An 18,899-nucleotide genomic window follows, 5' to 3' on the forward strand; every position below is an offset into this window, starting at 1 on the left:
CACGATGGATGTACGCACGCCGAACCGCCTGCCCTTCCATCGTCTGCCGGTGTTTCCGGTGCTGGTGGTGCAGTTGGTAGTTGTGTTGCTCGCTGCCGCCCTGCTCTGGCAATGGCAAGGCCGGGTGGCCGGTTACTCGGGATTGTGCGGTGGCCTGATTGCATGGCTGCCGAATCTGTACTTCGCCCATAAGGCGTTCCGGTTTTCCGGAGCGCGGGCCGCCCAGGCCATCGTCCGGTCGTTCTATGCCGGCGAGGCGGGCAAGCTGATTTTGACGGCAGTGCTGTTTGCACTGACGTTCGCAGGCGTGAAGCCATTGGATGCGCTGGCGGTATTCGGTGTATTCCTGCTGACCCAGTTGGTCAACTGGTTCGCGCCCCTGCTGCTGAAAATAAGACTTTTGAGACCTTAGGGCGTTTGAGGCAACCATGGCAGAACAAACCGCTTCGGGCTATATCCAGCACCACCTGCAGAACCTGACTTTCGGGAAACTGCCCAATGGTGACTGGGGCTTTGCCCACACCGCAGAACAAGCCAAAGAAATGGGGTTCTGGGCATTCCACGTGGATACCCTGGGCTGGTCCGTCGTATTGGGCCTGATTTTCGTCCTGCTGTTCCGCATGGCCGCCAAGCGCGCGACCAGCGGTCAGCCCGGCGGCCTGCAGAACTTCGTCGAAGTGCTGGTGGAGTTCGTCGACAACAGCGTCAAGGAAACCTTCCACGGCCGTAACCCGCTGATCGCGCCGCTGGCTCTGACCATCTTCGTCTGGGTCTTCCTGATGAACTTCATGGACCTGATCCCGGTGGACTGGCTGCCGATGGTCGCGGCCAACCTGAGCGGCGACAGCCACCTGTTCTTCCGCGTGGTGCCGACCACCGACCCGAATGCCACCCTGGGCCTGTCCTTCTCGGTATTCGCCCTGATCATCTTCTACAGCATCAAGGTCAAGGGCATCGGCGGCTTCCTCGGCGAACTGACCCTGCACCCGTTCGGCAGCAAGAACGTGCTGGTCCAGGCCCTGCTGGTACCGGTGAACTTCCTGCTCGAGTTCGTCACCCTGATCGCCAAGCCGGTGTCCCTGGCCCTGCGTCTGTTCGGTAACCTCTATGCCGGCGAGCTGATCTTCATCCTGATCGCCGTGGTGTTCAGTGCCGGCTGGCTGCTGGGCGCCTTCGGCATCGTGCTGCACTGGGCCTGGGCTGTGTTCCACATCCTGATCATCACCCTGCAGGCGTTCATCTTCATGATGCTGACCATCGTCTACCTGTCGATGGCCCACGAAGACAACCACTAACCGCGCCTACCTGCCGCCCGCCGTCTCCTGTACGGGAGACGGTCCGGTGCGTAGCGATGCTGGTGGAAGCCCGCGAGGGCATGCTGCAAACGATTTAGCTTTACCGCTCTACCTTAGAAAACCTTAACCAATACGACATAAAAGTCGGGAGGAAAAATGGAAACTGTAGTTGGTCTGACCGCTATCGCTGTTGCTCTGCTGATCGGCCTGGGCGCCCTGGGTACCGCCATTGGCTTCGGCCTGCTGGGCGGCAAGTTCCTGGAAGGCGCCGCGCGTCAGCCGGAAATGGTTCCGATGCTGCAGGTCAAGATGTTCATCGTCGCCGGTCTGCTGGACGCCGTGACCATGATCGGTGTTGGTATCGCACTGTTCTTCACCTTCGCGAACCCCTTCGTTGGTCAAATCGCTGGCTAATCACTCGTTCATTCGAGTGATTGGTTTGCCGGACAACGAACGAGCGAGGTGTTGGCGTGAACATTAATGCAACCCTGATTGGCCAGTCCGTTGCCTTCTTCATCTTCGTGCTGTTCTGCATGAAGTACGTGTGGCCTCCGGTCATTACGGCTTTGCAGGAGCGTCAGAAGAAGATTGCAGATGGCCTGGACGCTGCCAACCGTGCGGCTCGTGACCTGGAGTTGGCCCATGAGAAAGTGGCCCAACAACTGCGCGAAGCCAAAACCCAGGCAGCCGAGATCATCGAGCAGGCCAAGAAACGCGGTACCCAGATCGTCGACGAAGCCCGTGAACAGGCGCGTGTCGAAGCGGATCGCGTGAAGGCTCAGGCTCAGGCCGAGATCGAACAGGAACTCAACAGCGTCAAAGACGCCCTGCGTGCCCAAGTGGGCAGCCTGGCGGTCAGCGGTGCCGAGAAGATCCTGGGCGTATCCATCGACCATAACGCGCATGCGGAGCTGGTTAACAAACTGGCAGCCGAAATCTAAGCGAGGGCGCGATCATGGCAGAACTGACCACGCTGGCCCGACCTTACGCCAAGGCTGCCTTCGAGTACGCCCAGGCCCACCAGCAGCTGGCCGATTGGTCAGCCATGCTCGGCCTGGCGTCTGCGGTGTCGCAAGACGACACCATGCAGCGCGTGCTCAAGGCCCCGCGTCTGACGAGTACAGATAAGGCCACCACCTTCATCGAGGTGTGTGGTGACAAGTTCGACGCCCAGGTACGCAATTTCATCCACGTTCTCGCCGAGAACGATCGTCTGGCCCTGTTGCCGGAGATCGTCGAACTGTTCGAGCTGTACAAGGCCGAACAGGAGAAGTCGATCGACGTGGATGTCACCAGTGCCTTCGCATTGAGCGATGAACAGCAAGACAAACTCGCCAAGGTTCTCAGTGCACGGCTCGGCCGAGAAGTGCGTCTGCACGCCGCGGAGGACGCCGCCTTGATCGGTGGTGTCGTCATTCGCGCCGGCGACCTGGTTATCGATGGCTCAGTTCGCGGCAAGATCGCGAAGCTGGCCGAAGCATTGAAATCTTGAGTTTGAAGGGGCAGCAGAGCTATGCAGCAACTCAATCCTTCCGAAATTAGTGAAATCATCAAGGGGCGCATCGAGAAACTCGACGTCGCCTCCCAAGCCCGCAACGAAGGCACTGTCGTCAGCGTTTCCGACGGTATCGTGCGCATTCACGGTCTCGCCGATGTGATGTACGGCGAAATGATCGAGTTCCCGGGCGGCGTCTACGGCATGGCACTGAACCTGGAGCAGGACTCCGTCGGCGCCGTGGTGCTGGGTGCTTACACCAGCCTGGCCGAAGGCATGAGCGCCAAGTGCACCGGCCGTATCCTGGAAGTTCCGGTAGGTCCGGAGCTGCTGGGCCGCGTGGTCGACGCACTGGGCAACCCGATCGATGGCAAGGGTCCGCTGAACAACACCGCGACCGACGCCGTCGAAAAGGTTGCACCGGGCGTGATCTGGCGTAAGTCGGTCGACCAGCCGGTGCAGACCGGCTACAAGTCGGTCGACGCCATGATCCCGGTCGGCCGTGGCCAGCGCGAGCTGATCATCGGCGACCGTCAGATCGGTAAGACCGCCCTGGCCGTCGACGCCATCATCAACCAGAAGAACAGCGGCATCCGCTGCGTCTACGTGGCCATCGGTCAGAAGCAGTCGACCATCGCCAACGTGGTCCGCAAGCTGGAAGAGAACGGCGCCCTGGCCAACACCATCGTGGTGGCTGCAAGCGCTTCCGAATCCGCTGCACTGCAGTTCATCGCGCCGTACGCCGGCTGCACCATGGGCGAGTACTTCCGCGACCGCGGCGAAGACGCGCTGATCGTCTATGACGATCTGTCCAAGCAGGCCGTGGCCTACCGCCAGATCTCCCTGCTGCTGCGCCGTCCGCCAGGCCGTGAAGCTTACCCGGGCGACGTGTTCTATCTCCACAGCCGTCTGCTGGAGCGTGCCTCGCGCGTTTCCGAAGAGTATGTCGAGAAGTTCACCAACGGCGAAGTGAAAGGCAAGACCGGTTCCCTGACCGCCCTGCCGATCATCGAAACCCAGGCGGGCGACGTTTCCGCGTTCGTTCCGACCAACGTGATCTCCATCACCGACGGTCAGATCTTCCTGGAATCGGCCATGTTCAACTCGGGCATCCGTCCGGCGGTCAACGCCGGTATCTCGGTATCCCGCGTCGGTGGTGCCGCGCAGACCAAGATCATCAAGAAGCTCTCCGGTGGCATCCGTACCGCCCTGGCTCAGTACCGTGAACTGGCGGCCTTCGCCCAGTTCGCCTCCGACCTGGACGAAGCCACCCGCAAGCAGCTCGAGCATGGTCAGCGCGTCACCGAGCTGATGAAGCAGAAGCAGTATGCGCCGATGTCCATCGCCGACATGTCGCTGTCGCTGTATGCCGCCGACCGTGGTTTCCTGCGGGACATCGAAGTTGCCAAAGTCGGCGCCTTCGAGCAGGCCCTGATCGCTTACTTCAACCGGGATCACGCCGCACTGATGGCGAAGATCAACGAGAAGGGTGACTTCAACGACGACATCGATGGCCAGCTCAAAGCCGGTATCGAGAAGTTCAAGGCCACCCAAACCTGGTAAGCCGCAGCGGGGGCCCTGCGGCCCCCGCCTGCTAACCCGATAGGTGTCAAATGGCAGGCGCAAAAGAGATTCGCAGCAAGATTGCGAGCATCAAAAGCACGCAGAAGATCACCAGCGCCATGGAAAAGGTGGCGGTCAGCAAAATGCGCAGGGCTCAACAGCGCATGGCGTCGAGCCGTCCCTATGCGGAGCGTATCCGCCAGGTCATCGGTCATCTGGCCAACGCCAACCCGGAGTACCGCCATCCCTTCATGGTCGAGCGCGAAGTCAAGCGCGTCGGCTATGTGGTGGTGAGTTCGGACCGGGGTCTGTGCGGCGGCCTGAATACCAACCTGTTCAAGGCTCTGGTCAAGGACATGGCGAGCAATCGCGAGCGCGGCGTGGAGATCGATCTCTGCGTGATCGGCAGCAAGGGTGCGGCATTCTTCCGCAACTTTGGTGGCAACGTCGTCGCTGCGATCAGCCACCTGGGCGAGGAACCCTCGATCAACGATCTGATCGGTTCGGTCAAGGTGATGCTCGATGCTTACCTGGAAGGGCGCATCGACCGTTTGTCCGTGGTCTCGAACAAGTTCATCAATACCATGACGCAACAGCCGACAGTGGAGCAGTTGATTCCGCTGGTGGCGACTCCGGATGAAGAGCTCAAGCATCACTGGGATTACCTGTACGAACCCGACGCCAAGGAGCTGCTGGACGGCTTGATGGTGCGTTACGTGGAGTCGCAGGTGTACCAGGCGGTGGTCGAGAACAACGCCGCCGAGCAGGCTGCGCGGATGATCGCGATGAAGAACGCCACCGACAACGCCGGTGACCTAATCAGCGATTTGCAGCTGATCTACAACAAGGCGCGTCAGGCAGCGATCACCCAAGAGATTTCGGAAATCGTCGGCGGCGCTGCCGCGGTTTAAGAACGGTTCAAATATTCAGAGGAACCAAAGATGAGTAGCGGACGTATCGTTCAAATCATCGGCGCCGTTATCGACGTGGAATTCCCGCGTGATCAGGTGCCGAGTGTGTATGAAGCGCTGAAAGTAGTCGGCGCCGAAACCACCCTGGAAGTCCAGCAGCAACTGGGCGACGGCGTGGTTCGTTCCATTGCGATGGGCTCGACCGAAGGCCTCAAGCGCGGTCTGGACGTCACCAGCACCGGCAAGGCCATCTCCGTACCGGTCGGTAAAGCGACCCTGGGCCGGATCATGGACGTGCTGGGCAACCCCATCGACGAAGCCGGTCCGATCGGCGAAGAAGAACAGTGGGAAATCCACCGCCCTGCGCCGTCCTACGCCGATCAGGCTGGCGGCAACGAGCTGCTGGAAACCGGCATCAAGGTAATCGACCTGGTCTGCCCGTTCGCCAAGGGGGGTAAGGTCGGTCTGTTCGGTGGTGCCGGTGTCGGCAAGACCGTAAACATGATGGAACTGATCCGTAACATCGCCATCGAGCACAGCGGTTATTCCGTGTTCGCCGGTGTGGGTGAGCGTACTCGTGAGGGTAACGACTTCTACCACGAGATGAAGGACTCCAACGTTCTCGACAAGGTAGCCCTGGTCTACGGTCAGATGAACGAGCCGCCAGGCAACCGTCTGCGCGTGGCACTGACCGGCCTGACCATGGCCGAGAAGTTCCGTGACGAGGGCCGTGACGTCCTGCTGTTCGTCGACAACATCTACCGTTACACCCTGGCCGGTACCGAGGTGTCCGCACTGCTCGGCCGTATGCCGTCCGCAGTAGGCTACCAGCCGACCCTGGCCGAGGAGATGGGCGTCCTGCAGGAGCGCATCACCTCCACCAAGAAAGGCTCGATCACCTCGATCCAGGCCGTCTACGTACCCGCGGACGACCTGACCGACCCGAGCCCGGCGACCACCTTCGCCCACCTCGACGCCACCGTGGTTCTGTCCCGCGACATCGCCTCCCTGGGTATCTACCCGGCGGTCGATCCGCTCGACTCCACCTCCCGTCAGCTGGACCCGAACGTGATCGGCACCGAGCACTACGAGACCGCCCGTGGCGTCCAGTACGTGCTGCAGCGCTACAAGGAGCTGAAGGACATCATCGCGATCCTGGGTATGGACGAACTGTCCGAGTCGGATAAGCAACTGGTATCCCGCGCCCGTAAGATCCAGCGCTTCCTGTCCCAGCCGTTCTTCGTGGCCGAGGTCTTCACCGGCTCGCCGGGCAAGTACGTCTCCCTGAAGGACACCATCGCTGGCTTCAGCGGCATTCTCAAGGGTGACTACGACCACCTGCCTGAGCAGGCGTTCTACATGGTCGGCGGCATCGAAGAAGCCATCGAGAAAGCGAAGAAACTGTAATCACCCATGCGCCCGGCAACGGGCGCATCAGGTTGTGGATAAAGTGTTATCCACAGCCTGTAATGTGAGGCAAGCGTATGGCTATGACAGTCCATTGCGATATCGTCAGCGCAGAAGCGGAAATCTTCTCCGGTCTGGTGGAGATGGTGATCGCGCACGGCAACCTGGGTGATCTCGGTATCGCCCCGGGCCACGCGCCGCTGATCACCGACCTCAAGCCGGGCCCGATCCGCTTGATCAAGCAGGGTGGCGAAGCCGAGGTGTTCTACATCTCCGGCGGCTTCCTGGAAGTGCAGCCGAACATGGTCAAGGTTCTCGCCGACACCGTGCAGCGGGCCGCCGACCTGGACGAAGCCTCCGCCCTGGAAGCCGTCAAGGCGGCCGAGAAGGCGCTGCACGAACAAGGCGCCGAGTTCGACTACGGCTCCGCCGCCGCTCGCCTGGCCGAGGCCGCAGCCCAGCTGCGCACCGTCCAGCAGCTGCGCAAGAAGTTCGGCGGCAGCTGATTCCGCCAGGCTTCATCGCACGTCGTTAAAAGGGTAGCCTTGGCTACCCTTTTTCTTTTCCGTCTTCTTCTGGATCTGTCCTGCCCATGTCCCTCGATATCGTCATCCTCGCCGCCGGCCAAGGCACCCGCATGCGTTCCGCCCTGCCCAAGGTCCTGCACCCGGTTGCCGGCAAGTCCATGCTCGGCCACGTCATCGACACCGCGCGTCAGTTGAAACCGCAGGGCATCCATGTGGTGATCGGCCATGGCGCCGAAATGGTGCGCGAGCGACTGGCGGCGGACGATCTGAACTTCGTGCTGCAGCGCGAACAGCTCGGCACCGGCCATGCGGTGGCCCAGGCATTGCCGGCCTTGTCCGCAGAGCGGGTGCTGATCCTCTACGGCGACGTGCCGCTGATCGAGCAGGCCACCCTGGAGCGCCTGCTGCAGAAGGTCGGCGACGATCAGCTGGCCCTGCTCACCGTCGATCTGGTTGATCCGACCGGCTACGGCCGCATCGTTCGTGACGCCAGCGGCGCGGTGCAGGCCATCGTCGAGCACAAGGACGCCAGCCCCGAACAGCGGCAGATCTGCGAGGGCAATACGGGCATCCTCGCCGTGCCCGGCGCGCGCCTCGGCGACTGGCTGGGGCGGTTGTCCAACAGCAATGCCCAGGGTGAGTACTACCTGACCGATGTGATCGCCATGGCGGTGGCCGACGGTCTGCCGGTGGCCACCGAGCAGCCGCAGGACGCGATGGAGGTGCAGGGCGCCAACGACCGCATCCAGCTGGCCGAGTTGGAGCGCCACTACCAGCAGCGGGCGGCGCGCCAGCTGATGGCCCAGGGCGTCACCCTGCGCGACCCGGCGCGTTTCGACCTGCGCGGCGAGGTCAGCGTCGGCCGCGACGTGCTCATCGACATCAACGTGATCCTCGAGGGCCGGGTGGTGATCGAGGAGGGCGTCGAGATCGGCGCCAACTGCGTGATCAAGGACAGCGTCCTGCGCAAGGGCGCCATCGTCAAGGCCAACAGCCATCTGGACGGCGCCGAGCTGGGCGAGGGCGCCGACTGCGGTCCGTTCGCCCGCCTGCGACCCGGTGCCGTGCTCGGTGCCAAGGCCCATGTCGGCAACTTCGTAGAGTTGAAGAACGCCGTACTGGGCGAGGGGGCCAAGGCCGGCCACCTGAGCTATCTGGGCGACGCCGAGATCGGCGCGCGCAGCAACATCGGCGCCGGCACCATCACCTGCAACTATGACGGCGCCAACAAGTTCCGCACGGTCATGGGCGAGGACGTGTTCATCGGCTCCAACAGTGCCCTGGTAGCCCCGGTTTCCCTCGGCGACCGCGCCACCACCGGCGCCGGTTCGGTGATCACCACCGACGTGCCGGCCGACAGCCTGGCGGTGGGCCGGGCCAAGCAACGCAATATCGACGGCTGGAAGCGGCCGACCAAGCGCCAGGGCTGAATGCACGGGGAGGCAAGGATGCCGTCACGCAAAGCCTGGCTAGGGGTGGCGGCTGCGCTGCTGTGGGCTTGTCTGCCCGAATGGCCACGGATTCCGGTGGAGGGTGCCAGCATCCGTGACTGGAACGCGCAGACCTTCTGGTACGAACCCTGGGGTCGCTCCGGCGTGCACAAGGGCATCGATATCTTTGCCAAGCCGGGCACAGCGGTACGTGCTGCCAGCTATGGGGTGGTGCTGTACCGTGGCGAGATCGAGCGGGGCGGCAAGGTGATCGTCGTCCTGGGGCCGAAATGGCGCATTCACTACTATGCCCACCTGCAAGCCTATGATGTCTACCCAGGGCAGCCGCTGCTCGGCGGCACTTACCTGGGCAGGGTCGGCGACAGTGGCAATGCGCGGGGCAAGCCGGCGCATCTGCACTATTCAGTCGTCAGCCTGCTGCCTTTGCCATGGCGCATGGACGATACGACTCAGGGCTGGAAGAAGATGTTCTACCTCGATCCTAACCAGATCCTGTCACGCGCCGAACGATGACCCGGCTCGGGATTCAGCCATTTGTCCATCTCGTGCTTGACGCAAAAGCTTCGTTAGGTTTTGATTCGCGCCACTAACTTTCGAATCGAAACTTTTCCATGTCGAAGCGCAACACCCCGCAGCGCCGCCACGCCATCCTCGCCCTGCTCAACGAGCAGGGCGAGGTCAGCGTCGATGCCCTGGCCAAGGGCTTTGCCACCTCGGAAGTGACCATCCGCAAGGACCTCGCCGCCCTGGAGAAGAATGGCCTGCTGCTGCGCCGCTACGGCGGCGCGGTGCCCATGCCGCAGGAACTGATCGGCGACGGCGGCCAGCCCATTTCCCGCTACAAGCAGGCCATCGCCCGCGCCGGGGTGGCGCGGATTCGCGAGCACGCGCGAATCATCATCGACAGCGGCACCACCACCGCGGCGATGATTCCCGAGCTGGGGCACAAGCCGGGCCTGGTGGTGATGACCAATTCGCTGAACGTGGCCAACGCCCTGCGCGACCTGGAGCACGAGCCGGTGCTGCTGATGACCGGCGGAACCTGGGACCCTCATTCCGAGTCCTTTCAGGGCCAGGTCGCCGAGCAGGTGCTGCGCTCCTACGACTTCGACCAGCTGTTCATCGGCGCCGACGGCATCGACCTGGCGCGAGGTACCACCACCTTCAACGAGTTACTGGGGCTGTCCCGGGTGATGGCCGAGGTGGCCCGGGAGGTCATCGTCATGGTCGAGAGCGACAAGATCGGCCGCAAGATTCCCAATCTGGAGCTGCCCTGGAGCAGCGTCCATACCCTGATCACCGACGAGCGCCTCCCCGCCGAGGCCCGTGAACAACTGACGGCGCGTGGGATCAAGCTGATCTGCGCGACCGTGCACGACTAAGGAGAGATAACTATGTGTGGCATCGTGGGCGCCGTCGCCGAACGCAACATCACCGCCGTGCTGGTCGAGGGCCTCAAGCGCCTGGAATACCGCGGCTACGACAGTGCCGGGGTGGCGCTGCTGGACGATCAGGGCGGCCTCGAGCGCCGGCGCCGGGTCGGCAAGGTCAGCGAACTGCAGCAGGCCCTGGCTGCCGAGCCCCTGGCCGGGCGCCTGGGCATCGCCCATACCCGCTGGGCCACCCATGGTGCGCCGACCGAACACAACGCCCACCCGCACTTCTCCGGCGGCGAGTTGGCGGTGGTGCACAACGGCATCATCGAGAACCACGAGGCGCTGCGCAGCCAGCTCAAGGGGCTGGGCTACGTGTTCGCCTCGGACACCGACACCGAGGTCATCGTCCACCTGCTCGACCACAAGCTCAAGAGCCAGCCGGACCTGACCGTCGCGCTCAAGGACGCGGTCAAGGACCTGCACGGTGCCTATGGCCTGGCGGTGATCTCGGCCCGCCAGCCCGATCGCCTGCTGGCCGCCCGCAGCGGCAGCCCGCTGGTGATCGGGCTGGGCCTGGGGGAGAACTTCCTGGCCTCCGACCAGCTGGCCCTGCGTCAGGTCACCGACCGTTTCATGTACCTGGAGGAGGGCGACATCGCCGAGATCCGCCGCGATGCCGTGCAGGTCTGGGATCTCGACGGCCAGCCGGTGCAGCGCGAGCAGGTGCAGTACCACGAGGGCGCCGAGGCGGCGGATAAAGGCGAATATCGCCACTTCATGCTCAAGGAGATCCACGAGCAGCCCAAGGTGGTGCAGCGCACCCTGGAAGGCCGCCTGGCCGCCGATCACGTGCTGACCCAGGCCTTCGGCCCCCAGGCCGCCGAGCTGTTCGCCAAGGTGCGCAACGTGCAGATCGTCGCCTGCGGCACCAGCTTCCACGCCGGCATGGTCGCCCGTTACTGGCTGGAGGCGCTGGCCGGGGTGCCCTGCCAGGTCGAGGTGGCCAGCGAATTCCGCTACCGCCAGGTGGTGGTGCAGCCCGACACCCTGTTCGTCAGCATCTCCCAGTCCGGCGAGACCGCCGACACCCTGGCCGCGCTGCGCAACGCCAAGGCCCTGAGCCCCGAGCAGGGCGGCTACCTGGCCAGCCTGGCGATCTGCAACGTCGGCATCAGCTCCCTGGTGCGCGAGTCCGACCTGTGCCTGCTGACCCAGGCCGGCCCGGAGATCGGCGTGGCCTCGACCAAGGCCTTCACCACCCAGCTGGTCGGCCTGCTGCTGCTGTGCCTGGCCCTGGGCCGGGTGCGCGGCAGCCTCGCGCCGCAGCTGGAAGCCGAACTGGTGGAGGAACTGCGCCGCCTGCCGACCCGCCTGGGCGAGGCCCTGGCGATGGACGCGGTGGTGGAGAAGGTCTCCGAGCTGTTCGCCGAGAAGCACCACAGCCTGTTCCTCGGCCGTGGCGCCCAGTACCCGGTGGCCATGGAAGGGGCGCTCAAGCTCAAGGAGATCAGCTACATCCACGCCGAGGCCTATCCGGCCGGCGAGCTCAAGCACGGCCCCCTGGCCCTGGTGGACAGCGACATGCCGGTGGTCACCGTGGCGCCGAACAACGAGCTGCTGGAGAAGCTCAAGTCCAACCTGCAGGAAGTGCGCGCCCGCGGCGGCCTGCTGATCGTCTTCGCCGATCAGCAGGCCGGCATGAGCAACGGCGAGGGCACCCATGTGGTGAACATGCCGCACATCCACGACGTGCTGGCGCCCATCCTCTACACCATCCCGCTGCAGCTGCTGTCCTACCACGTCGCCGTGCTCAAGGGCACCGACGTCGACCAGCCGCGCAATTTGGCCAAGAGTGTAACGGTCGAATAGTCCGCGCTGGCCTGGGGTGAAATGGCGGATGGACGTGCAGTTCCATCCCGCCATTTCGACCCGGCCAGTGACGATGTCGGCCTCACTGCAGCCGAGCAGGACGCCGGTGCAGGGCGTGGCTCATGGTCCTTACTTGATCCCCAGGTGGCGCAGCGCAGCGGGTTGGTAGTCGCTCTTGGACGCGCGGAAGCCGAACTCGATGGGATGCTGGGCATCGACCAGCAGGCCATAGATCAGGTATCTGGAGCTGGTCAGGTCATAAATGGCTTCCGCCGCATACCAGGGGGTATCGGCATAATGGAACTGCACGTGGAAGCCTTCGGAAAAGCGCCACAACTCGCCGCGATTGTCGTATTGCTCGGCCAAGGCGATCTGCCAGGTATCCTCATCCAAGTAGAGCACGCGCTTGCTGTAGATATGGCGCATCCCGGCCTTCAGCGTGCCAACCACTTTCCATACCCGATGCTTCTCATAGCGGGTCAGGTTCTGGTTGATATGGCCCTTGCCGGCAACATCGGCGACCGAGAGTGACGGGTCGGTCAGTCGGTAGTTGTTGTAGGGAATGTAAATCTCCTGTTTCCCCTCGAGTTTCCAGTCGTAGCGATCCGGTGATCCGGAATACATGTCCGCGTTATCGGAGGTGCGCAGCCCGTCGGCGGCCGTGCCGGGACCATCGTAGGCCACCTGGGGCGCGCGCCTCACCCGGCGCTGGCCGGCGTTGTACATCCAGGCGAGACGCGGCTGCTCGACCTGGTTGACGGTTTCATGAACCAACAAGATGTTTCCGGCGAGCCGGGACGGCGCTACGACGGCCTGTCTGGCGTAAAGCATCACGTTCTTGTCGGCGACCTCGTCGTAGCCATCGAGCTTTTCCGGCCAGACGACCTGTTCGTTGATTCTGACTTCGCTGTAGCTGCCATTGGCCTGGGTGACGACCTGCACCTGATCACGCAGCAGACTTCCGCCGCGGTAGCGCATGAAATGATTCCAGACGGCTTCGAGGCCATTCTTGGGCGAGGGGAAGGGGTAGTAGCCCTTGTATCCCTCCACGCCATTGGCATCGCTGCTCAACTTTGCGTTGAGCGCGTTGTACTTCGCCGCCTCCTGCACGGACGCCGGCAACACGGCGGTTCGATGCGATGGGTAGACGTCGAGAAAGTAGCTGTCCGGGTAGCGCTGCAGCATGGCAACCTGGCCATCGGTTAGATGGGCCTTGTGCGCGTGGACGTTGTCGGCCGCAATGCGCAGGATCGCCGACTCGCCCGCAAACGGATCGGACAGGCCCGGGCCGGCAGCCTTGAAGTCGCCGGTCCAGGCCGGAATCGATCCGTCTGCGTTGGCCGCGACTTCGGCACCCACGGCGGTAAGTTCCTGGGCCTGGGCAGAGAGACAACCGAGCAGCAGCAAAGAAGGCAGAAAAGTATTCTTCATATTATTTAACCTGCAGTTCATCGATTTTCGCGGCCGCCTGTTGCAGATATTTCGGGCTGACGCTGCCGGATAGCCGTTGCGCATAGGCAAACCAGCTATAGGCCAATTGCGCATGCTGCATGGCCTGTTGCTGATCCTTCTCGGCGGCATTCAGGTGACACTCTCCGGCCGTAATGGCCAGGCTACTGCTGATCAGTTCCTTATCGATTTCATTGGTAAGGCAGACCGGTTCGACGGGCTCCTGACTCGCCGAGGCGTAGCCGACGAAGGCCGCCATGGTCACGGCCACGAGGCTGGGGTACAGCATTCTGCTCATGTCGATCGCTCCAAGGGTTTGACTTGCGGAGTACGAGGTTCCATCATAGAACCATGAACACCATAGGTTTCATTATAGAACCTGTCAAGGGCTTCAGAGCCTTGGGTAATTTCGTTAAATTTCAGATGGTTAGGTGTTGAGTCATGGAGAGAGTGAGCTTCGAAGGGCGAAACTGCTCGTTGGCGCGGTCGTTGGACATCCTCGGCGACTGGTGGAACGTGCTGATCGTCAGGGAGGCGCTATGGGGAACCACCAAGTTCGATGAGTTTCAACGCAACCTGGGCATGTCCAAGAGCATCCTGTCCAAGCGCCTGAAACTGCTGCTCGAACATGAGGTTCTGCGGAAGCAGAACCAGGGCGGCAGCGTCGACTACTACCTCACGGAAAAGGGGCAGGAGGTCAACACCATCATCATGAGCATGTTGCAATGGGGGGACCGCTGGTACCCGCATGAAGAAGGGCCGCCCGTGTTGTTGGTCAACAAGAAAACCGGCTTGCCGCTGACGCGCGCAAGGTTCTATGACCAGGAGGGCAATGAAGTGAGCCCGAACGACGTCGGCATCTGTGACGGGCCGGGCGCCAATGCGCAAACCCGCGAAAGGATTCGCCAGATCCACCAGAAGAAGAGCCGCGCCTGATGCCGGCGCCGGCCCGTGAGTAGCGCCCCGCTGGCGCTGCCGATGCCGGACAGCTGGCGGCGGAGGGGCTGCGGGTTTAGAACGAGTGGCTCAGCAGCAGGCCACCGCCGGCGTCGGGGCTGGCATCGGAAAAGCCTTTGAGCGCATAGAGCTGGACCTTCCAGGACGGGCCGAGCCTCTGGGTCAGAAACAGGGTGAGCTCCTGGATCTCGTCGCCGTTGGCGGTCACCTTCTGCCGCCAGTCGTAGGCCACGCCCAGGTAGGTCGCCGGCGCGAGTCTGCCGACCAGGCCCAGGGAGGCGAAGAGCGGATCGCGCAGGTCGGTGTCCGCGGGGTCGCCGAACTTCTTCCAGCCCAGGGTGGCGAAACCGCTGATCGCGCCGAAGGCCCGGGCGACATCGAGCTGGGCGGAGTAGTCGGTCTTGCCGGTTCCCAGGCAGTGGTCTTCGTCGGCCGTCGGCAGCTTGACCTTGCCGACCAGGTCCAGCATCAGCCCGCTACTCCCGCTGCCATCGAGCAGGGCGTAACCGGCGCTGGCCACAGTGTCGCCCAGGCCGCTCTCGACGCGGCCGCAGCTTCCGGATAGGGGTTCGCCATCCGGCCCCACCGAGGGATTGGTGATACGCAGGTAGGGGACGGTCAGCTTGTAGAGCATGGGGCCGGTTTCGTACCTGGCGATCACCGGGACATACCAGGTCTCGCTGGTGGTCGGCGTGCCGTATTTTCCCCGCGAGTAATCGACCCCGGTCGAAACCGTGAGCCCCTCGGCCAGAACGGGTACGGCGAGAACGAGCAACAGGCCCGGCAAGATCACGCGAGCGCTTCTCATGGTTACCTCGTGGCTATCCGGATAACGACGTGCGGATCGCGCGCAGCCCGCCCGCGTCGAGCCTCGGGGCCTTGGTCGCCATCAGGCCGGCGCGGCGGACAACCCGCCTCGTTCAGCTTAGCCGGCGATCCGCGCTGCGCTTGGACACAGGCGTGCTGCCGCCTTCAGTGACGGCCGGAGTTGTCCACCCTGTCCGGTCGTTCGAGGCGTTCGGGCCTGTCCACCCGCTCCACGCGCTCCACCCGTTCGGGCTTATCGCCGCGTTCCACTCGTTCGATGCGCTCGATCCGCTCCACCCGCACGCCGTTCTCGAAGATCTCGATCCGCTCGCGGGTTTCCAGGCGGTCCGGGGCGTCGCGTACCTCGATCCGCTCGATCCGTTCCAGTTCGCCGGAGGCGGATTCCTCCCGGCGTTCGATCCGCTCGCGGGTTTCGCCATCGTCGCGCCGTTCGAGGCGCTCGCGGGTCTCGCCGTCGTCGCCGCGCTCGCGTGACTCGAGGTCGTCGCGCTCGGCGCTGCGGCCTTGCTGTTGCTCGTCTGCGGTCGCGGACGGGGCGTGCTGGCCGCTGCCCGAGTGGCCCGGCGCGGCCGGCTGCTCGCGGGAGAATTCGATGCGCAGGGCGCGGATATCCCGTCCCTTGCCGAACTCGCCGGTGACCCGGATGCGCCGGTCGAGCGCCAGGTCGGCGGCCTGGCCGCCGAGATAGGCGGTATCGCGATCCACCTGGGCGGTGAACCCGCCGAACGCGATGCGATTGCCCTGGCGCCCGCGTACCAGGCCCTCCACCAGGGCATGGCGCACCCGGCCGGCGAAGGGCATGCCCGGATCGCGGTGCGTCTGGACGACCTCCAGCTGCCTGCCGTTCCAGGTGCCGCGCACCAGGACCTCGCCGCTGACGGCCAGCGGCTTGCTGAGGGCCAGGCCGTGGAGATCGCCGCCTCGCGCGGCGGTGCCTATGGCACTGACCTGGGTCAGGTTGGCGGCCCGGTCGATCCGGCTGGCGAGCACTTCGCCCCGGGCATTGCGCAGGCCGCTGACCCGTACCGCCTCGCCGGGGCGCAGGCCCTGCGCCACCCGGGCGCCGGCGGCCACGCGCACCGGTTGTCCCATCACCCGCAGCGGCGCGGCGCCCGCTGCCAGCGCCGTGATCGGCCCCTCATAGGCATGCAGGATCGCGATGCTCCGCGCCTCGAGGCCACGTTTCGATGGGCGGGCCTCCACCGCCACGACTTGGCCGATCGCCAGCCGGTCGCTGCTGGCGGGCAGGCCGTTCTCGCTGAGCACGAGCTGGTTATCGAAGTGTACTTCCACGCCATTGACGCAGATGGAGCCGAAGCCGGTGATGGTACCCACTATGCCCGTGCCACCGATTCCGCCGTTATCGGTCGCACCTGTACCTCCTACGCCCCCCTGTTCGGCCGGAGCGCCGGTGCCGCCGACACCGCCAGTCGCCACGGCGCCGGTGCCGCCCATGCCGCCGGGCTCGAGGCAGGCCGGCGTGGCGCCAAGCGCCGGAGAAGCCGGCAGCAGTGACGTGCAGAGGAAAGCTAAGGCACAGAGCAGGCGCGTGGTAGTGCTCATGATGAACTGGCCGTTGTCGGGGTGGAGGCTGCTGCCGGATTGGCTTCAGTGTAGAAATACAGGCCGATGGTGATGCGCTGCCGTGCGTCGGCGGAGGGAATGTCCCGTTCCTCCATCTCCGCTGCCAGCAGGTTGAGGCCGTTCAGCACCTGCATGCCTTCGATCTCCACGGCCTCGCGCAGCTGGGCAACCGCCCAGGGCGACAGGCTGTCGTAGTGCACGCTGCGCTCGAAGAAGGGCGTGCCGGCCTCGGTCAGGTTGTGCACGGCGGCGCAGGCATGGTCGTGGAGGTTGTGCCGGAAATAGGCGATCTTCTCGTCGAATCCCCGCTGCGGAATGAACGCCAGCGCCTGCAGATGGACGCGGTCCTGCTCGTCCAGGCGCACGACGCCCAGGCGCAGCCACTCGTCCAGCACGACGCGGGCACGGATATCCGTGCTGACCTGGGCCACCAGCGCATCGAACGAGCCGGCGCCGCCGGTGCTGGACAGACGCGCCAGGGGCAACGGCCGACCGGGCCGCTCGCAGAACGGCGGGTTGTTCAGCCAGACGCTGACCAGGTGAGCGCCAAAGGAAATGACTTCGGGCAGGCTGCTCTCGTCTTCGCTTGCCTTGGCCCGCAGACGCCGCACATCCTTGCGATGCACGCCCGTCAGCAGGCTGATCCTGCTGTCGGTCGGAGGCTTGTCGTCGAGGCGGAACTCGTGCTCGGCGACATCGACGAACACCTGCTTGAGCAGATTGGCGAAGCTGGTGTAGGTGACCCCCTTCTTGAGCATCAACCTCACCACCGGGCGCATGACGTGTTGCAGCGCCGACAGCAGGGAGGGAGGCAAGGTGGGCAAATGCATTCAAGGTGTTCCTCAAGAGTCCTGACCAGCGCCCAGGCTATCAGCAACCTGGGCCGGCACCCGCGTCCGGAGCAGATGCTTGCCGCGAGAGGGTGGACGAACGCTAGGGCATATGTAGCTCCTGTGCAGCATGTGCGCCGATTGCGTCGAGGTGTCGCAAGCCCGGCGAACCGGGGCTTGCGACTCCCTGGCATTACGTCCCTTGGGCCCCCGGGACGTCCTCTACTACGCGCAGGCCTAGTGCTCTACCTCGACCACGTCCAGATCCGGAGCGTCGGGCGCGTCATCGGGCTCCATCTCGACGACATCGTCGTCCGGATCATCGGGGGCATCGGGCGCGTCATCGTCGTCATGTGGGCGAGCCGCCTTGGCCGCATCCCGGGCGGCATCTCGGGCTACATCTGCAGCCGCTTTGGCTGCATCTCGAGCCGCATCGGCCTCATCCTTGGCGGCATCCCGGGCGGCGTCTGCAGCCGCTCTGGCGGCATCCCGGGCCGCATCTGCAGCGGCTCTGGCCGCGTCGCGGGCGGCATCGGCGTTCGGATCTCCAGCCGCCTTGGCCGCATCTCGGGCGGCATCTGCAGCCGCTCTGGCGGCATCCCGGGCCGCATCTGCCGCGTCTCTGGCCGCCTCTCGGGCCGCGTCTGCAGCGTCTCTAGCCGCCTCCCTGGTCGCATTGGCCTCATTTCTCGCGGCGTCTCTGTCCGCATCTGCGGCATCTTTCGCCGCGTCGTGGTCCCGGCCCTTGCCATGGCCCCTGTTTCCGGCCATGCCATCATGGTCGGCGTCGTCGCCGCCGCGGCCGCCATGACCGTCGCCGTCGTGGCCCCCTCTGCCATGACCGCCGCCGTCGCCGCCGTGTCCACCGCCGTCGCCGTGACCGCCACCACCGTGACCGCTTCGACCGCCGCCGCCGTCGCCACCGTGACCGCCGCCACCGTCACCCCCTCGGCCGCCGCCACCATCACCGCCATGACCGCCGCCGCTGCCGCCGCTACCCCCATCCTTGGCGTACACGCTGGAGAAACTATCCACGTAATCGGGTACCAGGACCGTCGATGCCGACAGGACGCCACCAATGGCCAGAGCCAACAAACATTTCTTGAGCAGCATGATGAACCTCCGCTTAGAACTGCGTGGCGGCTTGCGCCGCGCACGCAGTAACCAGTGAGTTTCCCGCCGCCCATCGGGGCGGCTAGCCAACCAGCGCGGCCATCTTTCTGCAGTGACTCGGTGCAACTGCGGTTTCCGCACGATCCTTCGGGACCAGTCAGCCTTGTTGTGTGGGAAAATTTCCCACAAATTGAGATTAATACTGTCAGCCCGAGTGTCAACGACCGGTGGTCAGGCCAGTCGC

Annotated in this window: 20 protein-coding genes; 15 read left to right on the plus strand and 5 right to left on the minus strand. The window is 64.2% G+C overall.

All coding sequences use genetic code 11. From position 1 onward, the window contains the following. Positions 1 to 4 precede the first annotated feature (4 nt). The 13 genes from SBP02_RS20725 to glmS all read left to right on the plus strand — a co-directional run bounded on the left by SBP02_RS20725 (position 5) and on the right by glmS (position 11,894). The gene (locus SBP02_RS20725) at positions 5 to 412 is read left to right on the plus strand and encodes a F0F1 ATP synthase subunit I (RefSeq protein ID WP_318644285.1); all 408 of its coding nucleotides are present in this window, start codon (positions 5 to 7) and stop codon (positions 410 to 412) included. Between the two features lie 16 nt (positions 413 to 428). Further along, entirely contained in the window at positions 429 to 1,295 is an 867-nt protein-coding gene (atpB, locus tag SBP02_RS20730) for a F0F1 ATP synthase subunit A (protein ID WP_318644286.1), read from the plus strand. Positions 1,296 to 1,451: 156 nt separating this feature from the next. Further along, on the plus strand, positions 1,452 to 1,709 hold the full coding sequence (atpE, locus tag SBP02_RS20735; protein WP_003097235.1) for a F0F1 ATP synthase subunit C: 258 nt from the start codon (positions 1,452 to 1,454) through the stop codon (positions 1,707 to 1,709). Between the two features lie 56 nt (positions 1,710 to 1,765). Next, entirely contained in the window at positions 1,766 to 2,236 is a 471-nt protein-coding gene (locus SBP02_RS20740; protein WP_318644324.1) for a F0F1 ATP synthase subunit B, read from the plus strand. A 14-nt stretch (positions 2,237 to 2,250) separates the two neighbouring features. After that, positions 2,251 to 2,787, plus strand: a complete 537-nt coding sequence (locus tag SBP02_RS20745; protein WP_318644325.1) for a F0F1 ATP synthase subunit delta — start codon at positions 2,251 to 2,253, stop codon at positions 2,785 to 2,787. Between the two features lie 21 nt (positions 2,788 to 2,808). Then, positions 2,809 to 4,353: a F0F1 ATP synthase subunit alpha gene (atpA, locus tag SBP02_RS20750; protein WP_318644326.1), complete on the plus strand. Its 1,545-nt coding sequence runs from the start codon at positions 2,809 to 2,811 to the stop codon at positions 4,351 to 4,353. A 50-nt stretch (positions 4,354 to 4,403) separates the two neighbouring features. Continuing rightward, the gene (gene atpG, locus SBP02_RS20755; protein ID WP_213640006.1) at positions 4,404 to 5,264 is read left to right on the plus strand and encodes a F0F1 ATP synthase subunit gamma; all 861 of its coding nucleotides are present in this window, start codon (positions 4,404 to 4,406) and stop codon (positions 5,262 to 5,264) included. Positions 5,265 to 5,294: 30 nt separating this feature from the next. Then, positions 5,295 to 6,671, plus strand: a complete 1,377-nt coding sequence (atpD, locus tag SBP02_RS20760; protein ID WP_318644327.1) for a F0F1 ATP synthase subunit beta — start codon at positions 5,295 to 5,297, stop codon at positions 6,669 to 6,671. A gap of 77 nt (positions 6,672 to 6,748) precedes the next feature. Continuing rightward, entirely contained in the window at positions 6,749 to 7,177 is a 429-nt protein-coding gene (locus SBP02_RS20765) for a F0F1 ATP synthase subunit epsilon (RefSeq protein WP_213640004.1), read from the plus strand. Positions 7,178 to 7,263: 86 nt separating this feature from the next. Next, positions 7,264 to 8,628: a bifunctional UDP-N-acetylglucosamine diphosphorylase/glucosamine-1-phosphate N-acetyltransferase GlmU gene (gene glmU / locus SBP02_RS20770; RefSeq protein ID WP_318644328.1), complete on the plus strand. Its 1,365-nt coding sequence runs from the start codon at positions 7,264 to 7,266 to the stop codon at positions 8,626 to 8,628. A gap of 18 nt (positions 8,629 to 8,646) precedes the next feature. Further along, entirely contained in the window at positions 8,647 to 9,162 is a 516-nt protein-coding gene (locus tag SBP02_RS20775) for a M23 family metallopeptidase (protein WP_318644329.1), read from the plus strand. Positions 9,163 to 9,260: 98 nt separating this feature from the next. After that, entirely contained in the window at positions 9,261 to 10,031 is a 771-nt protein-coding gene (locus tag SBP02_RS20780; protein ID WP_318644330.1) for a DeoR/GlpR family DNA-binding transcription regulator, read from the plus strand. Between the two features lie 12 nt (positions 10,032 to 10,043). Then, positions 10,044 to 11,894 (plus strand): glutamine--fructose-6-phosphate transaminase (isomerizing), encoded by a 1,851-nt coding sequence (glmS, locus tag SBP02_RS20785; RefSeq protein ID WP_318644332.1) that lies wholly within the window; start codon positions 10,044 to 10,046, stop codon positions 11,892 to 11,894. Positions 11,895 to 12,023: 129 nt separating this feature from the next. On the opposite strand, the gene SBP02_RS20790 is transcribed toward glmS, so the two are convergent. Both SBP02_RS20790 and SBP02_RS20795 read right to left on the minus strand, forming a co-directional pair. Next, positions 12,024 to 13,325, minus strand: a complete 1,302-nt coding sequence (locus tag SBP02_RS20790; RefSeq protein ID WP_318644333.1) for a DUF1329 domain-containing protein — start codon at positions 13,323 to 13,325, stop codon at positions 12,024 to 12,026. 1 nt (position 13,326) lies between these two features. After that, a complete protein-coding gene (locus tag SBP02_RS20795; protein WP_318644334.1) occupies positions 13,327 to 13,641 on the minus strand; it encodes a hypothetical protein in 315 nt (104 codons plus the stop codon). A gap of 143 nt (positions 13,642 to 13,784) precedes the next feature. Between SBP02_RS20795 and SBP02_RS20800 the strand changes: the two genes are divergently transcribed. Continuing rightward, on the plus strand, positions 13,785 to 14,279 hold the full coding sequence (locus SBP02_RS20800; protein ID WP_318644335.1) for a winged helix-turn-helix transcriptional regulator: 495 nt from the start codon (positions 13,785 to 13,787) through the stop codon (positions 14,277 to 14,279). A gap of 76 nt (positions 14,280 to 14,355) precedes the next feature. Here the strand turns inward: SBP02_RS20800 and SBP02_RS20805 are convergent, their stop codons facing one another. From SBP02_RS20805 to SBP02_RS20815, 3 genes are all read right to left on the minus strand, one after another. Next, the gene (locus tag SBP02_RS20805; RefSeq protein ID WP_318644336.1) at positions 14,356 to 15,108 is read right to left on the minus strand and encodes a hypothetical protein; all 753 of its coding nucleotides are present in this window, start codon (positions 15,106 to 15,108) and stop codon (positions 14,356 to 14,358) included. A gap of 164 nt (positions 15,109 to 15,272) precedes the next feature. Continuing rightward, complete coding sequence (locus tag SBP02_RS20810) at positions 15,273 to 16,691, minus strand: DUF5666 domain-containing protein (RefSeq protein WP_318644337.1); 1,419 nt, start codon at positions 16,689 to 16,691, stop codon at positions 15,273 to 15,275. After that, the gene (locus tag SBP02_RS20815; protein WP_318644338.1) at positions 16,688 to 17,542 is read right to left on the minus strand and encodes a DUF6502 family protein; all 855 of its coding nucleotides are present in this window, start codon (positions 17,540 to 17,542) and stop codon (positions 16,688 to 16,690) included. Before SBP02_RS20815 ends, SBP02_RS20810 begins: the two co-directional genes overlap by 4 nt. A gap of 240 nt (positions 17,543 to 17,782) precedes the next feature. On the opposite strand from SBP02_RS20815, the gene SBP02_RS20820 reads away from it, so the two are divergent. Next, the gene (locus tag SBP02_RS20820; RefSeq protein WP_318644339.1) at positions 17,783 to 18,706 is read left to right on the plus strand and encodes a hypothetical protein; all 924 of its coding nucleotides are present in this window, start codon (positions 17,783 to 17,785) and stop codon (positions 18,704 to 18,706) included. Positions 18,707 to 18,899: the final 193 nt, after the last annotated feature.

The sequence above is a fragment of the Pseudomonas benzenivorans genome (assembly GCF_033547155.1).
GTDB lineage: Bacteria > Pseudomonadota > Gammaproteobacteria > Pseudomonadales > Pseudomonadaceae > Aquipseudomonas > Aquipseudomonas benzenivorans_B.